General features: G+C 39.9%; 19 protein-coding genes and 1 pseudogene. 13 read left to right on the forward strand and 7 right to left on the reverse strand.

Translation table 11 applies throughout. From position 1 onward, the window contains the following. The first annotated feature begins 229 nt into the window (after positions 1–229). The 3 genes from N8A86_RS07880 (at position 230) to N8A86_RS07890 (ending at position 1,654) form a co-directional block, all read left to right on the forward strand. A complete protein-coding gene (locus N8A86_RS07880) occupies positions 230–550 on the forward strand; it encodes a c-type cytochrome (protein WP_273568540.1) in 321 nt (106 codons plus the stop codon). A gap of 154 nt (positions 551–704) precedes the next feature. After that, positions 705–899 carry a DUF6132 family protein gene (locus tag N8A86_RS07885; RefSeq protein ID WP_273568541.1) on the forward strand — a complete coding sequence of 65 codons (195 nt, stop codon included), beginning with the start codon at positions 705–707 and terminating at the stop codon, positions 897–899. A 125-nt stretch (positions 900–1,024) separates the two neighbouring features. Next, positions 1,025–1,654, forward strand: a complete 630-nt coding sequence (locus tag N8A86_RS07890; RefSeq protein WP_273568542.1) for a DUF2202 domain-containing protein — start codon at positions 1,025–1,027, stop codon at positions 1,652–1,654. Positions 1,655–1,782: 128 nt separating this feature from the next. Here N8A86_RS07890 and N8A86_RS07895 read toward each other — a convergent pair whose 3' ends face one another. From N8A86_RS07895 to ppdK, 4 genes are all read right to left on the reverse strand, one after another. Then, a complete protein-coding gene (locus N8A86_RS07895; RefSeq protein WP_273568543.1) occupies positions 1,783–2,259 on the reverse strand; it encodes a DsrE/DsrF/DrsH-like family protein in 477 nt (158 codons plus the stop codon). A 79-nt stretch (positions 2,260–2,338) separates the two neighbouring features. Next, positions 2,339–2,647 (reverse strand): TusE/DsrC/DsvC family sulfur relay protein, encoded by a 309-nt coding sequence (locus N8A86_RS07900; protein ID WP_273568544.1) that lies wholly within the window; start codon positions 2,645–2,647, stop codon positions 2,339–2,341. A gap of 24 nt (positions 2,648–2,671) precedes the next feature. Beyond that, the gene (gene sqr / locus N8A86_RS07905; protein ID WP_273568545.1) at positions 2,672–3,916 is read right to left on the reverse strand and encodes a type III sulfide quinone reductase, selenoprotein subtype; all 1,245 of its coding nucleotides are present in this window, start codon (positions 3,914–3,916) and stop codon (positions 2,672–2,674) included. A 275-nt stretch (positions 3,917–4,191) separates the two neighbouring features. Next, positions 4,192–6,924, reverse strand: coding sequence for a pyruvate, phosphate dikinase (ppdK, locus tag N8A86_RS07910; RefSeq protein WP_273568546.1), 2,733 nt, complete (start codon positions 6,922–6,924; stop codon positions 4,192–4,194). A gap of 233 nt (positions 6,925–7,157) precedes the next feature. Here ppdK and N8A86_RS07915 point away from each other — a divergent pair, with 233 nt between their 5' ends. The 7 genes and pseudogenes from N8A86_RS07915 to N8A86_RS07945 all read left to right on the forward strand — a co-directional run bounded on the left by N8A86_RS07915 (position 7,158) and on the right by N8A86_RS07945 (position 15,373). Then, a complete protein-coding gene (locus tag N8A86_RS07915) occupies positions 7,158–7,838 on the forward strand; it encodes a DUF6799 domain-containing protein (protein ID WP_273568547.1) in 681 nt (226 codons plus the stop codon). A gap of 68 nt (positions 7,839–7,906) precedes the next feature. Further along, positions 7,907–8,809, forward strand: coding sequence for a hypothetical protein (locus N8A86_RS07920; protein WP_273568548.1), 903 nt, complete (start codon positions 7,907–7,909; stop codon positions 8,807–8,809). 98 nt (positions 8,810–8,907) lie between these two features. After that, positions 8,908–10,209 (forward strand): TolC family protein, encoded by a 1,302-nt coding sequence (locus N8A86_RS07925; protein ID WP_273568549.1) that lies wholly within the window; start codon positions 8,908–8,910, stop codon positions 10,207–10,209. Positions 10,210–10,251: 42 nt separating this feature from the next. Then, positions 10,252–11,337: an efflux RND transporter periplasmic adaptor subunit gene (locus tag N8A86_RS07930; protein WP_273568550.1), complete on the forward strand. Its 1,086-nt coding sequence runs from the start codon at positions 10,252–10,254 to the stop codon at positions 11,335–11,337. A 229-nt stretch (positions 11,338–11,566) separates the two neighbouring features. Continuing rightward, a pseudogene (locus N8A86_RS07935) lies at positions 11,567–14,805 on the forward strand (efflux RND transporter permease subunit). A gap of 36 nt (positions 14,806–14,841) precedes the next feature. After that, complete coding sequence (locus tag N8A86_RS07940; RefSeq protein ID WP_273568551.1) at positions 14,842–15,147, forward strand: hypothetical protein; 306 nt, start codon at positions 14,842–14,844, stop codon at positions 15,145–15,147. Positions 15,148–15,166: 19 nt separating this feature from the next. Then, the gene (locus tag N8A86_RS07945) at positions 15,167–15,373 is read left to right on the forward strand and encodes a YgaP family membrane protein (protein WP_273568552.1); all 207 of its coding nucleotides are present in this window, start codon (positions 15,167–15,169) and stop codon (positions 15,371–15,373) included. A gap of 12 nt (positions 15,374–15,385) precedes the next feature. Here the strand turns inward: N8A86_RS07945 and N8A86_RS07950 are convergent, their stop codons facing one another. Continuing rightward, on the reverse strand, positions 15,386–16,222 hold the full coding sequence (locus N8A86_RS07950; protein ID WP_273568553.1) for a universal stress protein: 837 nt from the start codon (positions 16,220–16,222) through the stop codon (positions 15,386–15,388). Between the two features lie 70 nt (positions 16,223–16,292). Beyond that, positions 16,293–16,592, reverse strand: a complete 300-nt coding sequence (gene hpf / locus N8A86_RS07955; protein WP_273568554.1) for a ribosome hibernation-promoting factor, HPF/YfiA family — start codon at positions 16,590–16,592, stop codon at positions 16,293–16,295. A gap of 216 nt (positions 16,593–16,808) precedes the next feature. Here hpf and N8A86_RS07960 point away from each other — a divergent pair, with 216 nt between their 5' ends. Genes N8A86_RS07960 through N8A86_RS07970 form a run of 3 tightly spaced genes read left to right on the forward strand, consistent with a single transcriptional unit; the run spans position 16,809 to position 19,833 of the window. Then, positions 16,809–17,891: an efflux RND transporter periplasmic adaptor subunit gene (locus N8A86_RS07960; RefSeq protein WP_273568555.1), complete on the forward strand. Its 1,083-nt coding sequence runs from the start codon at positions 16,809–16,811 to the stop codon at positions 17,889–17,891. Beyond that, a complete protein-coding gene (locus N8A86_RS07965; RefSeq protein ID WP_273568556.1) occupies positions 17,888–19,150 on the forward strand; it encodes an ABC transporter permease in 1,263 nt (420 codons plus the stop codon). The genes N8A86_RS07960 and N8A86_RS07965 overlap by 4 nt, the downstream gene beginning before the upstream one ends. An 8-nt stretch (positions 19,151–19,158) precedes the next feature. After that, on the forward strand, positions 19,159–19,833 hold the full coding sequence (locus tag N8A86_RS07970) for an ABC transporter ATP-binding protein (RefSeq protein WP_273568557.1): 675 nt from the start codon (positions 19,159–19,161) through the stop codon (positions 19,831–19,833). Positions 19,834–19,939: 106 nt separating this feature from the next. On the opposite strand, the gene N8A86_RS07975 is transcribed toward N8A86_RS07970, so the two are convergent. Further along, positions 19,940–20,779: an NmrA family NAD(P)-binding protein gene (locus N8A86_RS07975; RefSeq protein ID WP_273568558.1), complete on the reverse strand. Its 840-nt coding sequence runs from the start codon at positions 20,777–20,779 to the stop codon at positions 19,940–19,942. Positions 20,780–20,797: the final 18 nt, after the last annotated feature.

Below are 20,797 nucleotides of genomic sequence, written 5' to 3' on the forward strand. Positions count from 1 at the left end.
GAATATCGACTTGCTTAAACTGTTGCTTTTATTGGGCAATCAAATATTTGTTTTTAAAAGAATTGTGATCAGTACCTTTTGCTATATTTAATAGTACCATTATTCATACTGAAACAAAAATGCGTTTATTTTCATTACTCTTAATAATGTTGGTAGTATGTGGCTGTACTAGAAACAAAAAACCAACAGAAAAATCGGGAAAGTCCGTACCCGAGAGGGGGAATTGAGCATGGATTCCCAAATTTTTCTGGGCAATCGATTATTTTCAGAAAAAACATGCATTACCTGTCATGATGTTAACGAGAAAAAAATAGGCCCCTCGGTCAAAGAGATCATGACCATTTATAAAGAAAAAAACGGGGATATAGTAGCATTTTTAAAGGGCGAGGCCAAACCGATGGTAGACACCATCGCAAGCCAAGTAGCCATTATGCAAGCGAATATCGACGGATTTTTAAAAAACGTGTCTGACGAAGAACTAAAAACCATAGCTACTTATATGCTTCATGTCGATAATTTAAACTCGGCACGGCCAGACCCAAATCATTGAGTTAAGCGAACTGGTCAGAAGAGGATGAAAATCCAAATGACAGTCCGTAATAGACAAGCTTGCTAAGCTTCCTTTGACACCCCATACTCTGTAACAAAAGTTGCTGTATAGGTGTCCCATAATATTGAGATTTACACTAGAAATAATTTTTCAAATGACAAAAAAAGCAATTTTACTTACAGTTTTGGGCGTTGTGGTCGGTGCAATTGCCGGATATATATACTATGCGGAAGTCGGTTGTATTTCAGGCACCTGTGCCATTACTTCAAAACCTGTAAATAGCACATTATATGGGGCCTTTATGGGCGGATTGTTATTTAATACATTTGTAAAATCCCCTAAAAAGTAAACCTGTTTCATATTCGGTTTTGTTGATCGGTTAGTATAAGGCACCTCGGTAAAACGGAGTGCCTTTTGTGTAACAAAAGTGACTGCAAGAGTCTAAGCTAATCCTGATATTTATGGAAAAAAGATATGAAAACATTTAAAAATACTAGAATTCTAATAACAATTTTCGGACTTTTTACCCTAGTAACTGCCTGTAATAATGACGGATCAGACGAGTCTATAGATGATTTGGAAAATGCCGTAATCGGTAACGAAGACAAAGAGGCCTTGCTTTTCATGTTGGAAGAGGAAAAACTAGCCCGTGACACCTATCGTTTTCTTGATGATTTATGGGCAATCAATCAGTTTTCCAATATCAAAGAGAGTGAACAGAGCCATATGAATGCGGTAATCGCCTTACTAGATCAATTTGCCATTGGGCATACCATTTTACCAGATGGCGATTTTGCCAACGGCGAGATACAAGAGTTGTACGATCAATTTATTATTGATGGTAGTATAGATGAGAAAATGGCATTGCGGGTAGGTGCTACCATAGAAGACCTTGACATCGTTGATCTTGAAGACTATTTGAATTCCACCATGAATGATGCGACAACAACAGTATTTGAAAGTTTACAATGTGGTTCTCGTAACCATTTGAAAAGTTTTGTTTCCGCTCTGGAGCTGTATGAAACTACCTATGAACCACAGTACTTATCGGAAGCCGACTACGAACTAATTATTAGTTCTAGTAAAGAACATTGTGGTCGGTAATTTTTTGATGTTTAAGCATTAAAAAAATACTCATGTTTCAGTTTGTTTTGATTGGTTGTTTGATAAAAGGCACCTCGGTAAAATGAGGTGCCTTTTTTATTGAGCGAGTAATAATAGATTGCTAATCTCTAAATAAAGAGAAGTTGGGTACCTTCTTCATCGGCCCTATTATAGAAATCGCCGATGGTCAAAATGCCCTCAATCTCATCAATCAAATCTTCCTCCTTTAAGTGGAACATATCGACCGCGAGCTTACAGGCCCAAAGCCTACAACCTGAATCGGAAAGAATTTCGAGGAATTCCCCTACCGGCGGCATATCCAACTTTTCCATTTCATTTTTCATCATTTTGGTGGCGAATGCCTCCACTCCCGGCAATCCCCCAAGCATGGTAGGAATGTGCATTGCAGGGTTGCCTACAGTGGCCACGTGCAGGTGCTCCAGCTTTTTCTTTTGGATGGCCTCCAATCCAAAAAAGGTAAAAAATATCTCTGATTCTATACCCTCCATTCGTGCGCCATTGGCCATGATGAAGGCTGCATATACGTTTTCAATTGTTGCCTTTGAAAGAATGAATAGCATCTTTCTAACTTTGGTCTTTCCCATAATTCAAGTTTTAATGTTGTGGTTTTGTTTGCCAATCCGATTGAAAATCTGAACGACTTTTGTCAAAACCGATCAATGGTTAAATACAGCTTTTTGGTTTTGGAATGCCAGCGATCATTGTTGCCTTTTTTAATGGCCCACCAGGGAAAAGGCTGTAAAATTCCTTGATATTGATTACCCCACTTTTCTTGATACCACGTATCGAAAGTGGTTCCTCATTGTTATGTTTTTCGTGAATGTACTTGATAACTTCCCAATGTCTTTCGGTCATACAGATGCCTTGTTCATCTGCAATACACTCGCAAATTTCCTCGGTCCACTGTGAAAAGTCGGTCAGATAGCCTTCTTCGTTTACTTCAATTTCGGTTTGTGATATGATCTTTCTCATTGTTATTAATTTTAGGTTATTTTATTATTCTACTTCTTCAAAATGTTTGCCTTTAGTACTCATTCTCGCCGATACAAAAGGGATATGTATTCCCTTGATCAGCATGTTCCAGTACACCCATCGAAAAGCCATTTTGCCCATGTGATTGGTTCTACTTTCCTTTAATAGGTTCAATGGCCCGACACCGGGAAACGGAAATGTGCCTTCAACGGGTTCATGGGTATAATTGAAATCTATCAATAACGCCTTGCCATTCCCTGTTTCGATAAAACAATTGGCATGGCCATCGAACTCCACTTTTAATTCCTCCCCCTTGATAAAATGAAGGATATTCTCAGTCAAGATTTCAGCCTCGAAGTGCGCCACTGAACCAGCCTTGGAAGCAGGCAAGTTTGTAGCATCACCAATGGCAAAAATGTTTTTATGGTCTAAGGTTTGAAGGGTGCCCTTGTTCGTCGGCACATAATTCAAATCATCGCCCATACCCGAACGTTCAATTAAGGCATCGCCCATATTGGTCGGAACGGTAACCAATAGGTCATATTCCACTTCAGAATCAGCATAATCGATGATTTTATTGTTTTCGTAATCGACACGCTCGATAGCGAAATCGGTTACCTCTTTGATTCCCTTTTCTTCCAAGAGGTAGTGAAGGGCTTCAGTGGCCTTGGGCTTAGTAAAAGCTCCACCAAGTGGGGTAACAAAAGTGATGTCCACTTTATCGCGCATACCTTTGTGTTTAAAATATGAATCGGCCAAGAAGGCAAATTCCAAAGGCGCTACGGGGCATTTTATCGGCATTTCGGAGATATGAACTACTAGTTTTCCACCTTCCCATTCCCTAAGCTTATCACGTAAGGATTTTGCACCCTCGTAGGTATAAAAATCAAAAATGCTTTTGTACCATTCCGGACCATCCATGCCGTCAATTTCGTCAGGAGCGATTTTTGTGCCTGTGGCGATGATTAAAATATCATAGGGTACATCTTTCCCCGATTCGAGCTTCACCGTATTATCTTTGGGAACGATTAATTCAATTTTTTCTTGAATATAGTCCACCGCTTTCGGGATGAACTTTTTACCGTTCTTCTTGACCTGTTTTGTGGTATAAATATCAAAGGGAAGAAATAGGAATCCGGGTTGATAGTAATGCGTTTTGTATTGGTCTACAATCGTAATTTTCCATTCTTTTTTTGGTAGTTTTGATACCAGATGGTTTGCCATCATCGTACCTGAGGTGCCAGCACCTAATATGACCAGATTTTTCATTTTTCAGCTTTTATGGTTACTTTATTTAACGGTATAAAGGTATCATTACACCTAGCTAAAAAAGATGACAAAAGTCATGTCAGCACCATAAACTTGGTAACAAATGTTACATAACTTATTGTTTTTCAATATTTAACACCCTCTTTTGAAATCGACCAAGCCATTGAAGGAATGGCTTGGTCCGCGAATTTATCATTACTAAACAAAGTAATCTGTTCAACATGAATATAATGTTGAACAGATTGTTTCACTATGAATGCAAAGACAGTTCTGAATTATTTACTTCCAGCTTTTATAGCTGCCTGCGCCGAAGCAACCCTCGCAATTGGAACTCGAAATGGAGAACAACTCACATAATTCATTCCCGTATTATAACAGAACTCCACAGAACTGGGTTCGCCACCATGTTCGCCACAAATACCGACTTTCAAATTCGGTTTGGTACTTCTGCCTCGCTCTGTTCCCATTTTTATCAATTGCCCAACCCCTTCTTGGTCCAGTACCTCAAAAGGATCAACAGTAAGGATTCCTTTTTCCAAATAAATCGGAAGAAATTTGCCCGCGTCATCTCGTGAGTATCCGAAAGCCAACTGAGTTAGGTCGTTGGTGCCAAAGGAAAAGAAATCGGCATATTCCGCGATTTTATCAGCCATTAATGCCGCACGGGGGATTTCGATCATGGTGCCAACCAAATACTCGATGGTATCATTGTATTCTTCGAATACCTTGTTTGCCGTTTCCCTTATTATTGTTTCCTGTTCGATAAATTCGTTCATGGTACCAACCAGCGGAACCATAATTTCTGGTTTTGAAACAATACCTTTCTCTTTTAAGTTTAAGGCCGCCTCTATGATGGCGCGAGTCTGCATTTCGGTAATTTCGGGATACGTATTGCCCAATCTACAACCTCGATGCCCTAACATGGGATTGAACTCATGAAGCTCCGCCACTTTGTTTTTTACGGCCGATAGCGAGATGTGCATATCATCGGCCAGTTCCTTTTGTGTGGCCAATTGGTGGGGTACGAATTCATGTAATGGTGGATCTAACAAGCGAATCGTAACAGGCAATCCATCCATAGCCTCAAAAATACCTTCGAAATCTTCGCGTTGCATAGGTAGCAATTCTTCGAGTGCTTGTTTGCGACCTTTGACCGTATCCGCAAGGATCATTTCTCGCATGGCCTTGATACGGTCTACTTCAAAGAACATATGTTCGGTACGGGTCAAACCTATACCTTTTGCCCCAAAATTCCGTGCCGCCTTGGCATCCTTCGGAGTATCGGCATTTGTACGTACCTCCATAGTGGAAAACTTATCCGTTAATTTCATTAGCTCGGCGAATTCTCCACTTAAGGTGGGTTCGATTGTTGCCACTTTTCCTTCTATGATATTTCCAGTGGAACCGTTCAATGAAATCCAGTCCCCTTCGTGGTACTCTTTATCGTCAACGGTCAAGGTGCGGTTTTTATAATCGATTTTCAAAGCACCTGCTCCGGAAATGCAGCATTTACCCATTCCTCTTGCGACTACCGCTGCGTGGGAAGTCATACCGCCTCTTGCGGTCAATATCCCTTTTGCCAAATTCATACCCTCCAAATCTTCAGGGGAAGTCTCGATTCGAGTCAAAATGGTATTCCGGAATTTCTTGGCTTCATCGGCAAAAAATACGATTTGGCCGGTAGCTGCCCCAGGAGAAGCTGGAAGCCCTTGTGCAATAATATGTGCCCTCTTTATTGCTTTGGGGTCAAAAACAGGATGCAATAATTCATCCAACTTATTGGGTTCGATACGAAGTAACGCTTCCTTTTCATCAATTAAGCCCTGTTTAAGTAAATCCATTGCAATTTTAACCATTGCCGCTCCTGTACGCTTACCGTTTCGGGTCTGCAAAATCCAAAGTTTACCATCTTGAATGGTAAACTCCATGTCTTGCATATCGTGGTAGTGGTTTTCTAGTTTGTTCTGGTATTCAAAGAGTTCTTTATACATAGAGGGCATCAATTCTTCCAAGGAAGGATAATTTTCAGCCCGATCCGTCTCTTCAACCTTTGCCAGTTCCGCCCATCGCTCTGAACCCAATTTGGTAATCTGCTGTGGGGTGCGAACACCTGCCACCACATCTTCGCCTTGGGCATTGATCAAGTACTCCCCGTTAAAAACGTTTTCGCCCGTACCGGCATCCCTTGTAAAACAGACACCTGTGCCTGAATTTTCGCCCATATTACCATACACCATGGCCTGTACGTTTACAGCTGTTCCCCAATCGGCTGGATATCCGTTCATCTTTCTGTAGTAAATGGCGCGATTACCGTTCCAACTATTGAATACGGCAATGACCGCTCCCCATAGCTGTTGCCATGGGTCGGAAGGAAAATCATGTCCCGTTCTTTTTTTAACCGCATCCTTAAAGTCATAAACAAGGTCTTTAAGATCTTGAACCGTAAATTGAGTATCGAGTTGAATTTCTCTTTTTTCCTTGAGGTGTTCCATAATTTCCTCGAAAGGATCGATATCGTCTTTTGATTCCGGTTTCATCCCCAGAACTACCCCACCATACATTTGTATAAAACGGCGATACGAATCCCATGCGAAACGGTCGTTACCTGTTTTGGCCGCCAAACCTTTGACCACCTCATCATTGAGACCGAGGTTCAGCACCGTATCCATCATACCGGGCATTGATACCCTAGCCCCAGAACGTACCGAAATCAATAATGGGTTTTCATTATCCCCGAAGGTAGTCCCCATAATATCTTCGATATTTTCAATGGCTTTTTCAACATCCTCTTTTAAAAATGCCAATACCGCTTCCTCGCCCAGTTCGTTATATTCGGTGCAAGCTTCGGTGCTAATTGTAAATCCTGGTGGAACGGGAATACCAATTGCACTCATTTCCGCTAAGTTAGCGCCCTTACCTCCTAAGAGGTTTTTCATTGTGCTGTTTCCATCAGCAGTCTTATTACCAAAGCGATAGACTCTGGTGCGGATGTCTTCCAATACTTCCATACTATAAAGTTTTTGTTGTATTTCAGTTCTTATTTAAGGTCAAAATTATGGACTCCTACTCGGCATTTTCATGACTATTATCATACTATTTAGAATTGTCTTCGAAATACCTTCTTATGTAACATTTGTTACATTAAACCCCCGTATTTATTGGCCTTGCATGACCTAGGTCATTGTTGGGGGTATTTCCATGGAATACTTTTATCCCATTATTAACCCTAAAATTTATAACGATGAAAAAGAAACTTTTAATGGTGGCTTTTGCGGTTCTAGGAACTGCTTCGCTCATGGCACAGGAACACGATCGTGACAGGATTCAAGATCAAGACCGCACCAAGTTAGTCATGGTCAATGGTGAAATGTTAGAATTAAGAGATCGTGCCGAAATGCACTTAAGAGAGAAACAAACTTTGACAGACGGTACCGTGGTATTCCCAGATGGAACCTTTCAAACCAGGGATGGCGAACGATTACGATTGCAGGATGGTGAGTGTTTGGATGGTGATGGAATAAAATATCGCAATGAATACCAATATCGCTACAAAGTGAACCAAGAGAATAAAGGATTGGCCGAAGCCAAAATTCAAGAGCGTAATCAGAACAGGGTTCATTACACTTTGGTAGATGGAGAAATGTATTTGATAAGAAACCAAGCTCAAAATCGGTTGCAAGATCCTTTGGAGCTGGGTAATGGTGTGGTAGTAAATGCCGATGGCACTTACCAATCACAAAATCGTAAACAAATACAACTTCAAGATGGCGAGTGCTTGAATATGCATGGAGAGAAATTTAAGAATACCTACCAACATCGTAAAATGATGGTTCAAAAAAATATGAAGGCGAATAAAATGATTAAAAAGGGTGCAAAAAAGCCTATTACCAAAAATAAGATAGGAAAGAAGTCCTCTAAATAATACCTGATAGGGCATTAGCATATTACTATGCTAATGCCCCTTTCTATATAATTTAATCAGTCAGTGTCATGAAAACTAGACTTTTACTTTATTCAATTATCGCCTTCTATATAACTACAGGTCTCGTGGCGCAAAACAATCCACAATCTGTAAAAGAAAAGTCCAGCGAAGATGAATCCTATTTTTTGATGGATGTTAGTTATATCAACGATGCCGTATTTATGGGAAGGCGAGATTCGATTGCTGCACCTTATCTTTATCCTTCTATTGGCTATTATGACAAATCGGGATTCTTTGCAGATGCCTCCGCCTCTTATCTAACAGCTTCTGAAGAGAACCGGGTAGATTTATTTTTACTTACAGCTGGGTATCTATTCAATTCCAAAAAATGGAGTGGTGGAATTTCGGGAACAGGCTATTTTTATAATGCGGACAGCTACAACGTACTTTCGGAAGTCGTGGCTGATATCACAGGTATTCTCAGTTATGATCTAAAGGCCTTGGAACTGTCACTATCCGCTAGTAGTTATTTCAATAACAATAGCTCGCCCGACATATTTATAGGCTTTATGGCGGATCGAACCTTTTATGCCGCAGAAAACAAGTTGTTGATCAACCCAAGAATATCGCTTTATGCAGGGTCGCAATATTTCTATCAAGAATATTACAGTACCAGTCGCTTGGGCAACCGCAAAGGGCAAGGAAAAGGTTCCGGAGTTACAGAACCATCTGTTGTCACTTCTGTAGAAATTGCAGAAGCTTCCGAATTCAATTTTCTGAATATGGAATTAAGTCTTCCGCTACAATTGTATCACAAACAATTCATTTTTTCTCTTACCCCTGTTTGGGCGTTTCCTCAAAGTAGTGCCACAATTACTACCGATGACTCAGTGATAAGCGAAGATTTAGAAAGTGTATTCTATATATCCGCAGGCATCGCCTATTGGTTCAATACCAAGAAAGAAAACTAATATTCCCCCTTAAAGTTCGCTCAACTGGAAGTTGGTAACATTAGTTACTGCACAGGCTTTTTTGCACCTCTAATTTTGCACCAAATAATAAAACAAAGATGAAGTACTACGTTTCATTAATATTTCTTTTAGCGGGATTACTAACTGTACAAGCACAAGAAACGATATTGATTACAAAGGCCGAAGTGGTTGCCAAAGTAAAAGAAAATAATAATTCCCTCAAAATATCAGAACAAGATGTTTTGGCGGCACAAGGCGATTATAGACAGACAAATGCCGTTTTATTGCCTAATGTGGGCATATCGCATACGGGGATTGCCACCACAAATCCGTTAATGGCTTTTGGTTCTAAATTGAACCAGTCCATCTTGACTCCTGTGGATTTTGATCCAACGCTTTTGAACAATCCCAGACAGATTGAAGATTATGCAACGCGCATCGAAATACAACAACCTCTATTTAATTTGGATGGTATTTACCAGCGAAAAGGAGCGAAAGCCAAATTGAACGCTAGCGAATTACAATCAGAGCGCACCCAACAATATATAGACCTTGAAATTGATAAGGCTTATATGGAACTTCAATTGGCTTATAAAACTGTTACCGTTTTAGAAAAAGCCAAAGTGTCCGCTTTGGAAAACAAACGTATCGCGGCTAACAGTTTTGAACAAGGCTACCTTCAAAAATCAGATATTCTAGCCGTTGAAGTACGTGTTACGGAAATCGAAAATCAGTTGCAGTACGCGAAAAGCAATATTCAAAATGCATCGAATCAGTTGTCCGTTTTGATGAACGATACCAGCTATGCGATACTTCAACCATCGGATTCCTTAACAATATTGGCCAGCGATTTATCAGTGAAGGAACTATCAGAAAACAGGGCCGATATTCAAGCCATGTCATCCGCCAGTAAGGCCTATCAACAAATACACAAGGCAGATAAGATGAGTTTCTTACCTCGTTTGAACGCTTTCGGAACCTATGAACTTCACGATGATGAAATCTTTCAAGGAGATGCTGACGGTTATTTGTTCGGTGCTCAATTACAATGGAACATTCTAGAAGGCAGCAAACGCTTTGGAAAGGCTCAAAAAAGTAAGGCCGAATTCGAAAAATCAAAACTGGAACTAGAACAATACAAAGCTCAAAGTCAGGTAGAGCTTAACAGGGCAAAACGTATGCTTCAAGATGCGAAAAACAACTTGGAGCTTACAGCCCTCGCCCTAGAACAATCGGAAGAATCATTGCGCATTCGTACCAACAGATTTCAACAAGGACTCGAAAAAACAACAGATCTTCTAATGTCTGAAACCCAATTCGCGCAAAAGCAACTGGAATACTATAGCACTATATATCAACACAATTATGCACTGGCTTACTTGCAATTTTTAACGAAATAAAAACATAATACTTTGTACGTAGTACCTAATACAATCATAACCATGAAAAAATATAATTACATACCCGTAGCGCTTCTAATGTTAACATTAGTATTGAACAGTTGTGGTGAAGCTGACAAGAAAACGGTTGCCGATAATTCCCCCGCGGTGGCCGTTCATGTCAGTGCAGTTTCAGAAAATACAGATAATCCATTTTTATCGACTAGTGGAAAGATTGAAGCTGTGAAAAGTGTCGATTTGAGTACCCGTATGATGGGCTATGTTGATAAAATCTATGTACAAGTAGGTACTAAAGTAAAAAAGGGTCAGCTGTTAGTAAGCATTAATAATGCTGATATCTCTGCCAAATTGGCCCAGGTAAATGCAGGAATTACCGAAGCGATCGCTGCATTCAATAACGCAGAAAAAGATTACAATCGATATACGGCCCTGTTTCAAGAGAACAGTGCATCGCAAAAAGAGTTGGATGATATTACGGCCAATTACAACATGTCGAAAGCCCGACTGGAAGCCGCCAAACAAATGAAGAACGAGGTAAATGCCCAATTGTCTTACGCAAATATTCGTGCACCTTTTAACGGAGTCGTAACCAATAAATTTATCAATGCAGGGGATATGGCAAATCCAGGAATGCCTTTGTTGGAAGTAGAATCCCCTGGAAAATACCAAGTATTGGCCATGGTGCCTGAATCAGAAATAGTTGGCATAAAAGCGGATTCAGAAGTTGATGTGATTTTAAAATCGCTGAATAAATCAATAAAAGGAAAAGTAACGGAAGTGAGTACCTCAGCAAAGAATACAGGAGGTCAGTATATGGTCAAAGTGATTTTGGATAAATCCGATGCCAACATACTTTCAGGCATGTATGCGACCGTGCAGTTTCCGGTGGAACGGAAATCGACCACAAAAGCTGCTATCATGATTCCTACCATAGCACTGGTTGAAAAAGGACAACTGACAGGAGTTTATACCGTGAGTCAAAGCAATACCGCTTTGCTGCGTTGGTTGCGATTGGGTAGAACCTTTGGAGATAAAACAGAGGTGCTATCTGGCCTTTCGGCAGATGAACAGTACATCGTTTCCGCAGAAGGGAAATTATATAACGGAGCGAAAATTAGTATTCAGTAATTAAAGATAAGAGGGGCTCCTCCCCTCAGACGAGGGGAGGTGGATTCGAGCGAAGCGAAGAAGACGGAGGGGTTGAAAGCCCAAGCCATTGCTCAATAGCACGGAGTTTGGGAAAATGGACCAAAGCTCGGGTTCTACCCCTTCCGACCGTATCCGCCTAAGGCGGACGGCCACCTTCCCCTACAAAGGGGGAAGGAGCTGAAAAAACTAAAATATAAGACAAAATAAAATGAAAGAAGGTTTAGCAGGTAAAATCGCCAAGATGTTCATAGGCAGCAAGTTAACAGTATTGTTAATGATTGTCTTTATGGTCATTGGGGTTTACAGTTCGTTTTTGATACCTAGGGAAGAAGAACCCCAAATTGACGTTCCGATGGCTGATATTTTTATCGGATACCCTGGTGCGAGTCCGACCGAAGTTGAAAGTCGTGTTACAAAGCCCTTAGAGAAACTTATCTCTAACATCAAAGGAGTAGAATATGTCTATTCAACTTCAATGAAGGAACAGGGTATGGTTATCGTGCAATTTTATGTGGGCGAAGATATTGAGCGCTCGTTCGTAAAGCTTTACAACGAGATCAATAAGCATATGGACATTATGCCGGAGGGAGTAACATTTCCTCTTGTAAAGACCCGTGCTATTGATGATGTGCCCATGCTGGGTCTAACGCTTTGGAGTGAAAACTATGATGGGTATCAACTCAGCCAAATGGCACAAGAGCTGGAAAGCGAGATCAAGAAAGTCAATGATGTGGCTGTTACCCATAAAATCGGGAATCAAAACCGACAACTACGTGTGGTATTGGATAAAGACAAACTAGCGGCTAGCGGACTGGATTTCTTGGAGGTCTCTGAAATGATCAAAGCGAACAACGCACAGCTAAGCTCAGGTAGTTTTGATAAAAACGACACCGAATTTTTAGTAAATACAGGTAAATTTTTGGCATCGATTACTGATGTAGAAAACCTTGTGGTGGGTGTTCAACAGAACCAGCCCATCTATTTGAAACAAATTGCCAGTATTATCGATGGTCCGGAAATACCACAGAGCTATGTTTCCTTAGGTTTTGGTCAGGCCAGTGATAAAGTTGTCGATTACAAATCAGAATATCCAGCGGTTACTATTTCAGTTGCAAAAGAAAGGGTGCCGACGCAATGAAAATCGCGGATATAGTCATCGACAAAGTAGATCATTTACGTGCTAATCTAATACCTGATGATGTTCATGTTGAAATCACTAGAAACTATGGCGAAACGGCATCGCATAAAGTATCGGAACTATTGCTGCACCTTATTGGATCCATCTTTGCGGTAACCTTAGTGGTAATGCTGGCAATGGGCTGGCGAGGTGGTTTGGTGGTGTTTTTGTCAGTGCCGATTACGTTTGCATTGACCCTGTTGAGTTATTACATGCTCGACTATACGCTAAACAGAATTACATTGTTCGCATTGGTTTTTGTTACAGGTATTGTGGTAGATGACTCCATTATCATTGCCGAGAACATGCACCGGCATTTTAAAATGAAACGCTTGCCCTTTAAACAAGCTGCTTTGTATGCAATCAATGAGGTGGGTAACCCAACCATCTTAGCAACCTTTACCGTAATTGCATCCGTTTTACCTATGGCTTTTGTATCGGGCCTTATGGGGCCGTATATGGCTCCAATGCCTATAGGTGCGTCTATAGCGATGATCTTGTCTTTGTTCGTCGCCTTAACCATAACGCCTTATTTAGGTTATATTTTCTTGCGGGAAAAAGACAAAAAAGGAAAAGTAGCGAAGAAGCAAACGCCTTTAGAAGATACTTTCATTTACAAGGTTTATAACAAATTTGAACGACCACTTATTGAAAATAAAGGAAAACGTTGGCTGTTTTTAGGGGTAACTTTTTTAATGCTAATGGGATCGATGGTTTTGTTTTTTACAAAATCAGTGGCTGTGAAAATGTTGCCTTTTGATAATAAAAATGAATTTCAAGTCGTCATTGATATGCCTGAGGGCACAACACTTGAACGTACGGGCGTAGTCGCTCAAGAAATCGCACAATACTTGTCTACACGACCTGAAGTGGTTAATTATCAAAACTATATTGGTACCTCTGCACCGATTACCTTTAATGGTTTGGTACGTCATTATGATTTACGTGGAGGTAGTAATATGGCAGATATTCAAGTGAATCTAATTGATAAAGGCGAGCGGTCTATTCAGAGTCATGGTATTGCAAAACTATTACGGCCTGAAATACAAAAGATAGCCGCCAAATACAATGCGAATGTGAAACTGGTTGAGGTGCCACCAGGGCCTCCAGTTTTGTCAACCATTGTTGCAGAAGTTTATGGACCTGATTATGAGGAGCAAATAAAAATCGCCAATAGTATTCAGGATATCTTGAAAAACACGGATGATGTAGTGGATATCGATTGGATGGTAGAAGCTGACCAAACCGAATATCAGTTTGAAATCGATAAGGAAAAAGCAATGCTCTACGGAGTTGCACCACAACAGATTGCCTATACCATGAATATGGCATTGTCAAACAGAACGATAACCAACTTGTATGATGAAGATGCTTCCAATCAAGTAGGGTTGGTATTAGCACTAGATGAAAAGGAAAAGTCGACAATAACCGATATTTCACAATTGAAAGTTGCCTCTAAACAAGGAGGTATGGTATCGATTGCAGATTTAGTCGACATTATAGAAACCATAAGTGCCAAAAGCATTTATCGTAAAAATCAAAAACGTGTTGTTTATGTATTGGCCGATATGGCTGGGGATTTAGAGAGTCCGGCATACGCTATTTTAGGTATGGAGGAAAAGCTAAAAGAGATTGCTTTACCGAAAGGATATGAAATTAATGAGATGTACCTAGGGCAGCCCGATTTTGAAGATGATTATACAGTTAAATGGGATGGCGAATGGCAAATTACCTTAGAGGTTTTTCGCGATTTAGGAATTGCCTTTTTAGGAGCTATCATATTGATATACATTTTAATTGTAGGATGGTTTCAAAACTTTAAAGCCCCGGTAGTAATGATGGTAGCCATACCCTTATCATTAATAGGAATTGTTTTAGGGCATTGGATAATGGGTGCCTTTTTTACGGCAACCTCTTTCATTGGTATGATAGCTTTAGCGGGTATTATGGTACGAAACTCGGTATTACTTATTGATTTTATCAATCTAAGATTAGCAGATGGCGTACCTATAAAACAGGCAGCAATTGAAGCTGGTGCGGTACGTACCACCCCAATTTTATTAACTGCAGGTACGGTGGTAATCGGAGCATTTGTAATACTGTTCGACCCTATTTTTCAAGGTTTGGCCATATCGTTAATGGGCGGTACCATTGTTTCTACGGTATTGACGCTCTTGGTGGTTCCCTTAGTCTATTATATGATTGAACGAAAAAATTATCCTGAAGCTGAAATGGAAACTGCAGAGGAAACTTCGGATATTTCTGAATAATAAGATTTAGTGAGAGTAACAGAAAAACAACAAATTATGAAACTACTAATCGTAACGGTCGTAGAGCAATTCGAAAAAGAAATTTTGCGACTATTTAAAAAGGCGAACATTGAAAGCTTTAGTGAAAGCAATATAGACGGGTATAAAAATGCAACATCAATGGTGCGTACCGCAAGCTGGTTCCCCAGTGAAAAGGGTGGTGTAAAATCTAGTTTGTTCTTCTCCTTTACCGAAGAAGAAAAAATTGATACCCTTTTTGGTCTCATCAAGGAATTCAATGCAAATCTAGAAACCAACAATCCGATAAAAGCGGTCGTGGTTCCTATTGAAAAATCGATTTAATCAATAAAAAATAATTGAAATGCTAAATACATATTTTAGGGTTATCGTCGGCACATTTGTTTTATTAAGTGTGGTTTTAGCCGTATTTGTTCATATCAACTGGTTGTGGTTTACCGTATTTATAGGCTTTAATTTAATACAATCAGCATTTACAAAGTGGTGTTTGTTGGAGACTATCCTTATGAAATTAGGTGTTAAGAAAGATGGTGGTGGTTGCGCGATATAGCAAGCACTTGGTTTAAAACTTAAAAGTAATCACAGGAAGTGAAGCATGATTCGCAAGGTCTTCACCGATGCTTCCTTTAAAGAAATGTGCCAAGCCGCTACGTCCATGGGTGGCAACCACGATGGTATCGGCATGTACTTCTTTTGCATAATTATAAATTCCACTTTCGATGGTATAATCAGCTCGTTGATGCGCATGAACATGGCTCGGCACATCGTTATGATGGGCAACCCTTAAGAACGTATTAATTTGTTCTTGTATCTCACTAGAACTCATAAAATTGATGCCCGTTCGGTTCACATAAACTACATGGGTCTCTACATTGAAGCTTGCTAAAAACGAAATTGCTTTTTGATATGCGGGTAGGCTTTCAATTCTAAAATCAAAACCGAAAACCACCTTTTTCATTTGAAAATCAGCTATCCTATTCTTGATGACCAAAACGGGTACTTCGGCGGAGCGCACTACTTTTTCGGTATTTGATCCTACGAAAATCTCACTCAATCCTCCGGCACCGTGTGACCCCATGACGATCAAATCAATATTTTGTTCTTTGGCTACATTGTTAATCTCAGAGAAAATCTTGTAGTTCTGTACGGTTTCCGATATTTTGATTCCTTCTAGGTAGGGTTTCTTCAAAAAATCGGTAAAACGCTTCTTGGCCAGCTTCATATAGAACTGGGCTTCCATGAATTCTTGGGAGTCATCTTTAGTAAAAACGGCTTCTGAAAGTCCCATCATATGGAGCACGACGATTTCGGACTTCCATTGTTTTGCTAAACTGGCGGCTACTTCCAAAGCATATTCAGAATGCTCGGAAAAATCTACGGGAACCAATATTTTTTTCATAGAAAATCAATTTATTTTTCATTCCCGAGAAGTCGGGAATCTCTTTTGTTCCTTTATTCTTAATTAAGAATCAATACTTCTTCAAAATCGTTTTCCGTTTGCGAAGTTGCCCCTCAAGATCATGTACAGTTTCCGACAATGATTTTTCAAAATTATCGGTATCGCTTTTTGCAAATAATCTAGGTCCAGGCAAACTCAATCGAATTTCGCAAATTTTACCTTTTCCTTTAGGGTCGTTTTCTTGTTTAAAAAAAACATCGGCATTAATGATATCGTCGTATTTTTTTTGAAGTTTTTCTAATTTGTGCTCCACCATCGTATTCATTGATTCGCTAACGGGCATCTGTACATATTGAATGTTCGAGGTCATAAGGTTATGTTTAAAATTTAACGTAATAAAGGTAAACCATACGCTCTTCAGTAATAATGACATATATCAGCTTTGCAAATTTGCGAGCTTTTTCTGTCAATCTGTTCAATTCTAAATGAGTTATTTGTTTGAATTGACTATCTTGAAATGACAATAATCATAGTTCGCATAACATTTATATCTGACTTTTATACGGATTAATCTATAGCTTTTAATATGTTGTCAAGAACATGCATTCTACTCATCTTCCTCCTAATTTCCTGTGGAAAAAAGCAAGAAAAAATCCTTCCTGAGAGAACTTCGCTAATAGAGTCGGTATACTCTTCGGTAACCGTACAACCGGATAGTCTCTACCAAGTCTATGCTGCCGTTGCCGGTATTTTGGATAACAATCTGGTTGAGGAAGGCGATGTTGTAAAAAAAGGTGCTCCCCTACTTCAGATCATCAACAATGCCCCAAAGTTGAATACAGACAACGCTCGATTGAATTTGCAATTGGCCAAAGAAAATTATAGCGGCAGTTCTACACTACTAGGTTCATTGGAGGATGAAATACAAGCAGCGACTTTATCCTTCAATTACGATTCCATCAATTATTTTCGTCAAAAGAAATTATGGGAGCAAAATATCGGCTCTAAAGTGCAGTTCGAGAATCGAAAACTGGCTTATGAACTTTCTCAGAATAATTTGCGACTGCTCAAAAACCGATATGAGCGTACGAAAAACGAACTTTCTACGCAGGTACAGCAAGCACGAAACAATTATGAAACTGCCCAAATATCAACAAGGGACTTTACAGTTAAGAGCAAAATTGAGGGAAGAGTATATGCGCTTTTTAAAAACCAAGGGGAAATCGTTACAACCATGGAGCCTTTGGCATCCGTAGGGAGTGCAACTGATTTTATCATCGAAATGTTGGTCGATGAAGTTGATATCGTAAAACTTCGTGAAGGTCAAAAAACCTTGATCACCTTAGATGCCTATGGCCAACAGGTTTTTGAAGCGGAAATCAGTAAGATTTATCCAAGAAAAGATGAACGTTCGCAAACGTTTACCGTGGAGGCCATTTTTAAAAATCCCCCAGAACAGTTATATCCCGGGTTGGCAGGGGAAGGGAATATCATCGTCGCTCAAAAAGAAGATGCTTTGGTTATTCCTAAAACCTATCTCATTGACGGCACTAAAGTAGAGACCGAAGACGGACCTGTAGCGGTCAAAATAGGACTTCAAAACCTTGACCGAGTGGAAATTTTAGAAGGTATTGACGAAAATACACCTATAATAAAACCAGAAGAATGACCAATTGGAAGGTAATTCTAAATATCGCCAAGACCCATTTGTTGACCAAGATGAAATCTACGGTTACAGCAGCACTTGGGGTCACTTTTGGTATCGGGGCTTACATTACACTTGTAAGTTTTATGACGGGCCTTAATCAAATGTTAGACGATTTGGTGCTGAACCAAACTCCCCATATTCATATTTACAATGAAATAGAACCTTCCGAAATACAACCGATTTCAAGATATACTGAATTCGAGAATACGTTCAATGTAGTTCACTCGGTCAAACCGAAACTGAGCCAACAGAAAATCCATAATGCATTGCCCATTTTAAATTATCTGAAAAACGATGCCAATGTGAAAGGGGCTACACCCCAACTTCGGGCACAGATTTTTTACCTCTCAGGTTCCATTGAGTTGGGTGGTAGTTTGATCGGTGTGGATATTATGGAAGAAGCCCGCCTTTCAAACATTCAAGATAATATCATAAACGGCACCCCCGAAGCGCTACGTAACAATGAAAACGGTATTCTACTGGGCGCAGGATTGGCAAAAAAAATGTCGCTTTCAGTTGGAGACCGAGTGCAGATAAGCACCGTTTCAGGCAGTATCTTTCCTTTGAAAATCGTAGGTATTTATCAAAGTGGTATCGCCGAAATCGACAACATCCAAAGTTTTGTAAATCTAAAAACCGCGCAACGCATTCTGGGCGAAGCGCAAAACTATATTACCGATATCAATGTAAAACTTTTAGATATTGCCCAAGCAGTACCTATGGCCAAACAACTACAAAAGCAGTTCGATGTTAAGGCTACCGATATCAACCAAGCGAACGCTCAATTTGAAACAGGCTCAAATATCAGGAACCTCATTACCTATGCCGTTTCCATTACACTTTTGATCGTAGCCGGTTTCGGTATTTATAACATCTTGAACATGCTGATTTATGAAAAGATGAAAGACATTGCTATTCTGAAAGCCACAGGGTTTTCTGGCCGTGATGTACAATTGATCTTTATGAGCCAGGCCATGATCATAGGTGTTGTCGGTGGATTATTAGGCTTGCTTATCGGATTTGGGCTTTCCGTATTGATAGATAATGCACCTTTTGAAACCGAAGCACTGCCTACCATAACGACTTACCCGGTGAACTATAATATGGGCTATTATATCATCGGAATCGTTTTTGCCATCATATCGACTTTTATTGCAGGCTATTTACCTTCTAACAAAGCAAGAAAAATTGACCCTGTCCGTATCATTCGAGGTACTTAATTTGAACAATGAAGCTAGTCTTAGAAACTAAAAATATCAACAAACATTTTCATAAGCCCAAGGACTTTCATGTGCTAAAGGATATTTCTTTTGGAATACAAGAAGGAGAATTCGCTTCCATCATGGGCAAATCGGGTTCTGGCAAATCGACCTTACTCTATATACTTTCTACCATGGATACGGACTATACGGGGGAACTTTATTTGAACAATGAACTTGTTACCGGAAGACCACATCAAGAATTATCGCGCATTCGAAACAAGCACATTGGTTTCGTGTTCCAATTTCACTATTTGCTTTCCGAGTTCAGTGTCTTGGAAAATGTGATGCTTCCCGCCAAAAAACTTGCTGAAAAATCACATGCTGAAATCGAACATGATGGCATGGAAAAATTGAAAATGTTACATATCGATAATTTGGCGAAACAACGGGCTTCACGTATTTCAGGTGGAGAAAAACAACGTGTGGCCATTGCGCGGGCTTTGATAAATAACCCTACTATTTTAATGGGTGATGAACCTACTGGAAATCTAGATAGTCATAACTCCGAAAACGTTTTCAGTATTTTTAAAAGATTGAAAGAAGAAGAAGGATTGTCGCTGTTGGTGGTAACCCATGATGAAGATTTTGCCAAACGTACCGATCGTATCATTACAATGGAGGATGGGAAAATCATTCAATAAGTATTTAGGAATTATGTCTGTCGCATTTTGGTTTGGTTTTGAAATATTAAAATGAGGTCAGCACCATATTAGTGATGACCTCAAAAGCATACATTGTAAATCCTATTTATACTTCTACTGCCAAATCCCAAAAACCTAAGGCAGCTGTTTTCTGAACGTAATCCGAAAAATCAATAGGTTTTCTCTTCAACACTTTCTCGATATCATTTGTAGTTTCAGAGACCATCGGGTTTCCTAACACCTCTGTAAATAGATATTCAATCAACCAGACAAAATCTTCTGGAATACCCTGTTGCCGCATTCCCTCGCTATACTGTTGAATACTGATAGGGATAAACTGAATATTTCTACCCAAAGCTTCTGCAATTTCCTCTATTGCTTCTACAAAAGTAAGTCGTCTGGAGCCTGTAAGTTGGTAGATTTGACCATTGTGCTGTTCACTTAAAAGTGATTTTACTGCCACCTCTGCAATATCATCGGCATCCACAAAAGGAATTTTTACATCCGCCTGTGGCAAGGCTAATACACCTTGAAGAATGGGTTCTAATAAAAAGTTTTCGCTGAAATTTTGATTGAACCAGCTTGCCCGAACAATGGTATGGTCGAGTCCTGAATTAATGACTACCTGTTCACAACGTTGTGCTTCGACCTCTCCTTTTCCTGAAAGTAAAACCAGTTTTTTGATTGAAGTCTCCTTCGCGTATTTGACCAATTGGGCAACGGCTTCAAACGCACCGGGGACGGCCAAATCTGGTTGATAGGTAATGTAAACTTTGTCCATACTTTCAAGTACTTTAGGCCATTGTTCTGGTTGGCGCCAGTCGAATGCCGGTGAAGCCGACCGAGACCCTATGCGAACTTGGTGCCCTAAATCTTCTAGTAATGTAACGATTCTTCTTCCGGTTTTTCCAGTACCTCCGACAACTAATATTTTTTCTTTTTTCATACTATTTGTTTTTATAGT

The organism is Maribacter halichondriae, from assembly GCF_027474825.1.
Taxonomy (GTDB): domain Bacteria; phylum Bacteroidota; class Bacteroidia; order Flavobacteriales; family Flavobacteriaceae; genus Meishania; species Meishania halichondriae.

Coding starts and splice junctions, on each gene's coding strand:
- N8A86_RS07920 (WP_273568548.1), top strand. CDS start 7,907: ATGAAAACTAGACTTTTACTTTATTCAATTATCGCCTTCTATATAACT.
- N8A86_RS07940 (WP_273568551.1), top strand. CDS start 14,842: ATGAAACTACTAATCGTAACGGTCGTAGAGCAATTCGAAAAAGAAATT.
- sqr (WP_273568545.1), bottom strand. CDS start 3,916: ATGAAAAATCTGGTCATATTAGGTGCTGGCACCTCAGGTACGATGATG.
- N8A86_RS07965 (WP_273568556.1), top strand. CDS start 17,888: ATGACCAATTGGAAGGTAATTCTAAATATCGCCAAGACCCATTTGTTG.
- N8A86_RS07945 (WP_273568552.1), top strand. CDS start 15,167: ATGCTAAATACATATTTTAGGGTTATCGTCGGCACATTTGTTTTATTA.
- N8A86_RS07895 (WP_273568543.1), bottom strand. CDS start 2,259: ATGGGAAAGACCAAAGTTAGAAAGATGCTATTCATTCTTTCAAAGGCA.
- N8A86_RS07915 (WP_273568547.1), top strand. CDS start 7,158: ATGAAAAAGAAACTTTTAATGGTGGCTTTTGCGGTTCTAGGAACTGCT.
- N8A86_RS07930 (WP_273568550.1), top strand. CDS start 10,252: ATGAAAAAATATAATTACATACCCGTAGCGCTTCTAATGTTAACATTA.
- N8A86_RS07885 (WP_273568541.1), top strand. CDS start 705: ATGACAAAAAAAGCAATTTTACTTACAGTTTTGGGCGTTGTGGTCGGT.
- N8A86_RS07900 (WP_273568544.1), bottom strand. CDS start 2,647: ATGAGAAAGATCATATCACAAACCGAAATTGAAGTAAACGAAGAAGGC.
- N8A86_RS07880 (WP_273568540.1), top strand. CDS start 230: ATGGATTCCCAAATTTTTCTGGGCAATCGATTATTTTCAGAAAAAACA.
- hpf (WP_273568554.1), bottom strand. CDS start 16,592: ATGACCTCGAACATTCAATATGTACAGATGCCCGTTAGCGAATCAATG.
- N8A86_RS07960 (WP_273568555.1), top strand. CDS start 16,809: ATGTTGTCAAGAACATGCATTCTACTCATCTTCCTCCTAATTTCCTGT.
- N8A86_RS07970 (WP_273568557.1), top strand. CDS start 19,159: ATGAAGCTAGTCTTAGAAACTAAAAATATCAACAAACATTTTCATAAG.
- N8A86_RS07950 (WP_273568553.1), bottom strand. CDS start 16,222: ATGAAAAAAATATTGGTTCCCGTAGATTTTTCCGAGCATTCTGAATAT.
- N8A86_RS07925 (WP_273568549.1), top strand. CDS start 8,908: ATGAAGTACTACGTTTCATTAATATTTCTTTTAGCGGGATTACTAACT.
- ppdK (WP_273568546.1), bottom strand. CDS start 6,924: ATGGAAGTATTGGAAGACATCCGCACCAGAGTCTATCGCTTTGGTAAT.
- N8A86_RS07975 (WP_273568558.1), bottom strand. CDS start 20,779: ATGAAAAAAGAAAAAATATTAGTTGTCGGAGGTACTGGAAAAACCGGA.
- N8A86_RS07890 (WP_273568542.1), top strand. CDS start 1,025: ATGAAAACATTTAAAAATACTAGAATTCTAATAACAATTTTCGGACTT.